We start from the raw sequence: 3,240 nt of genomic DNA, 5'->3' as shown, positions 1-3,240 counted from the left end.
AGAAAAAGATTTCTTCAAATTTGGAAATAACAATGAAGGATACAAAAATCTATCGAATCTTGAATTTGATTTATAATTTGCTAGATAATATGAAGGAAATTGAGAAAAAAGACAAGGAAAAATTATTTTTATTTCGAGTGAAAGATTTTTATGATGCTTATAAGTCGAATGATTTGTTGAAAATTTTTGACTTGGAAGAGAGTTATTATGTTTTTCAGGATTTGGTTTCAAAAGATTATAAATATATTTCAAAAGAGGAATTGGAGCGAATAAATCAAGAAGTTTTGGAAAAATTAGAAAAAGAGAATGCAGAAATATTAAAAAAACAGAAAGAGCAACAAAATGCTCAAGAAAATACTGTAAATATAAAAAAAGAAGAAAAAACTTTACAACCAAAAATAAAAAATTATGAAGATAAAATAAAAGATAGAATTGCAGATTATGAAGCTACGAGGGACAAAGTAAGTGAAGAATATGGTTGGAGCGTAGAAGAAACACAAGTAAATGAAAGGCTTAATGAAAAGCTGGATGATGAACTTACAAAAGTTTATAATTTGATAAGAGAAAGAATGTCTGAAAGTAGAAAAATTGAATTTAGAAATGAACAGAGACAATGGATAAAAAATAGAAAAAAGAAAGTAGAAAATTCAAATAATGGTGAGGATGGAAATCCTGGAATGGGTGGACGAGCTGGTGCAAATGTTGAAATATTAACTTATCAAGAGCTTACAAAAGACAGATTAATTAAATTTGCAAGAATGTACGATAATATGGAGTAAAAGATTTTTTTCAAAATTATTCTGAAGATTACAAATATGATGAAACTGATGAAGATTATTACGACAATGATGACTATGAAAATGATTCGGAAGATAATTATGATGAGAATAGTGATGAATATGATGATGGCTACTATTATGATTAGTTTTATTTAAATAGAGATTGATTGAACTTTATTTTGTAGATTTTTTTTATTTTAAAATTTATCAATTTTTTTACAAAAATATCTATCTTATTCAAATAAAAGAATTTCAAAGTCAAAATAAATTGAAATAATATAAAGACATTGTATAATTTTATTGAAAACTAAAAAAGGTTAATTTAAAGGAGGAGTCAATATGAAAAAAGTATTAGCAATTATTCTATTATCATTATTAACAGTAGTTTCTTGTACAACTGCTACTGATGGAACAAGAAAAGTTAGTAAAACTGGAGTTGGAGCAGGAATTGGAGCAGCAGCAGGAGCTGTAATTGGACAAGTTATCGGAAAAGATACAAAAGGTACATTAATTGGTACAGCTGGAGGGGCCGCAGTTGGAGCAGCTATTGGAAATATATTTGATAGACAGGAAAAAGAATTAAGAAATAAATTAAAAGGAACAGGAGTGGAGGTAAAAAGAACTGGAGAAGGTGAAATCAAATTGACAGCACCTGAAAACATTACTTTTGATTTAAATAGCTACGTAATTAAGCCACAATTTAAAAATACGTTAGATTCAGTAGCAACTGTATTAAAAACTTATCCTGACTCAACAATTGTAGTTTCAGGACATACAGACACAACAGGAAATGATGCAATTAACAATCCACTTTCTGTAAATCGTGCAAATTCAGTAGAATCTTACCTTGAGTCACAAGGTATTTCAAGCTCAAGAATAACTTCACGTGGGTATGGAAGCAAACAGCCAATTGCAAGTAACGCAACAGAAGCTGGAAGAGCTCAAAATAGAAGAGTAGAAATTGCTATAATCGCAAATCAACAATAATCTTTAAAAATTTTTAGGGGTTTTTTCAAATTAAGTTTTGAATTAACTCCTTTTTTTACGAAGTTTTGAAATGATAGATAGTCTTTTTGAGATTGAAAAAAATATATAAAAAGAAATAACTTGACTATAGATGAGCTTAACTTTTTACTCTCATTTTAAACTAAAATTTATAAAAAAGGATAAGTGACAAATTAAAAGGATTAGTCCCTGATTTATTTAGAAACTAATCCTTATTAATAAGTTAAATTAAGTTTTTCCGATTTTTAAGCTAGTATATACATCTTATATTTTACAATTATTTAGGTGATACTAAAATCTTAACTTGGCTTTTTTCTTTTACAAGTGCTTCAAATCCTTCATTTACGATGTCTTCTAATTTAATTCTTTTTGTTACTAATAAATCTTTTGAGAAGTATCCTTGTTTCATTAATTCCAATGTTTTAGGGAACACATCACGGTATGCGATAACTCCTTTTATTGTTTTTTCTTGAATTACCACTTCATTAGGCTGTATTGGAGCTTCTGTTTCCCAGATACTTACAACCATCAATTCTCCATCTTTTTCAGCAACTTCTAAAGATTGTTGCAATACAGCAGGAACTCCTGTAACTTCATAAGAAACATTTACTCCGCCATTTGTTTTTTCCTTTATATATTCAACTGTATTTACTTTTGTAGGATCTACGATTATTGCTCCCAATTTTTTAGCAATTTCCTGTCTTTCAGGTGAAACTTCCACAGCATAAATTTCTGTTGCTCCAGATGCTCTCAATGCGTCAATTATAAGAAGTCCAATTGGTCCGCAACCAAATACTGCCGCTGTATCTCCTGTATTAAATCTGCTTTGTCTAACTGCATAAACTGCTACTGCTGCAGGTTCTGTTAATGCTCCCTGTTCATAATCAATTTCATCTGGTAATTTATGAGCCTGATCCTCATTTACAACTACAAATTCAGAGAATCCCCCTCCTCCACCAGCAAGTCCGATAAAGTTCAAGTTAGGATCCAAATTATATTTCCCAATTAATCCATTTTTTGCTAAAATTGGCTCAACTGTAACTCTGTCTCCTACTTTAAATTTTGTAATTCCACTTCCTATTTCCACAACTTCTCCACAAAATTCGTGTCCCATTGTGATTGGAGCTTTTTCATTTGTATATGGATGTGGAGCATTTGCTGGAATAAATATTGGTCCTCCTAAATATTCATGTAAGTCACTACCACATATTCCCGAATATTTTACCGCTATTTTAATTTGATTTTCTCTTGTAATTTCTGGTACTTCAACTTCTTCCACTCTTACATCTTTTCTATTGTGCCATCTTGCAGCTTTCATTGTTGCCATTTTTTATTTCCTCCTAAGTTAATTAATATTTTATTTCCATACTTTAATAGTATACCCTATTTTTTTTCAAAATCAATATGTACTTACAATTTTTTGTATCTAAATATTTTTAATAACAAAGTAATTTAT

The 3,240-nt window shown here is 29.4% G+C and carries 3 protein-coding genes; 2 read left to right on the top strand and 1 reads right to left on the bottom strand.

All coding sequences use genetic code 11. The annotated features are described in order from the left end of the window. Together Q0370_RS04130 and Q0370_RS04125 are read left to right on the top strand one after the other, a co-directional pair. Nucleotides 1-779: lysozyme inhibitor LprI family protein (locus tag Q0370_RS04130; RefSeq protein WP_299572512.1), on the top strand; the 779-nt coding region annotated here is incomplete at its 5' end. Between the two features lie 339 nt (nucleotides 780-1,118). Next, a complete protein-coding gene (locus Q0370_RS04125) occupies nucleotides 1,119-1,766 on the top strand; it encodes an OmpA family protein (RefSeq protein WP_299572509.1) in 648 nt (215 codons plus the stop codon). A 295-nt stretch (nucleotides 1,767-2,061) separates the two neighbouring features. Here the strand turns inward: Q0370_RS04125 and Q0370_RS04120 are convergent, their stop codons facing one another. Continuing rightward, nucleotides 2,062-3,111 carry a 2,3-butanediol dehydrogenase gene (locus Q0370_RS04120; protein WP_299572507.1) on the bottom strand — a complete coding sequence of 350 codons (1,050 nt, stop codon included), beginning with the start codon at nucleotides 3,109-3,111 and terminating at the stop codon, nucleotides 2,062-2,064. Between the last annotated feature and the right edge of the window lie 129 nt (nucleotides 3,112-3,240).

Source organism: uncultured Leptotrichia sp., from assembly GCF_938036635.1.
Classification (GTDB): domain Bacteria; phylum Fusobacteriota; class Fusobacteriia; order Fusobacteriales; family Leptotrichiaceae; genus Leptotrichia; species Leptotrichia hongkongensis.
The sequence above is the reverse complement of the archived record's forward strand: the minus strand, read 5'-3'. Positions and strand labels throughout refer to the sequence as shown.

Coding starts and splice junctions, on each gene's coding strand:
- Q0370_RS04120 (WP_299572507.1), bottom strand. CDS start 3,111: ATGGCAACAATGAAAGCTGCAAGATGGCACAATAGAAAAGATGTAAGA.
- Q0370_RS04125 (WP_299572509.1), top strand. CDS start 1,119: ATGAAAAAAGTATTAGCAATTATTCTATTATCATTATTAACAGTAGTT.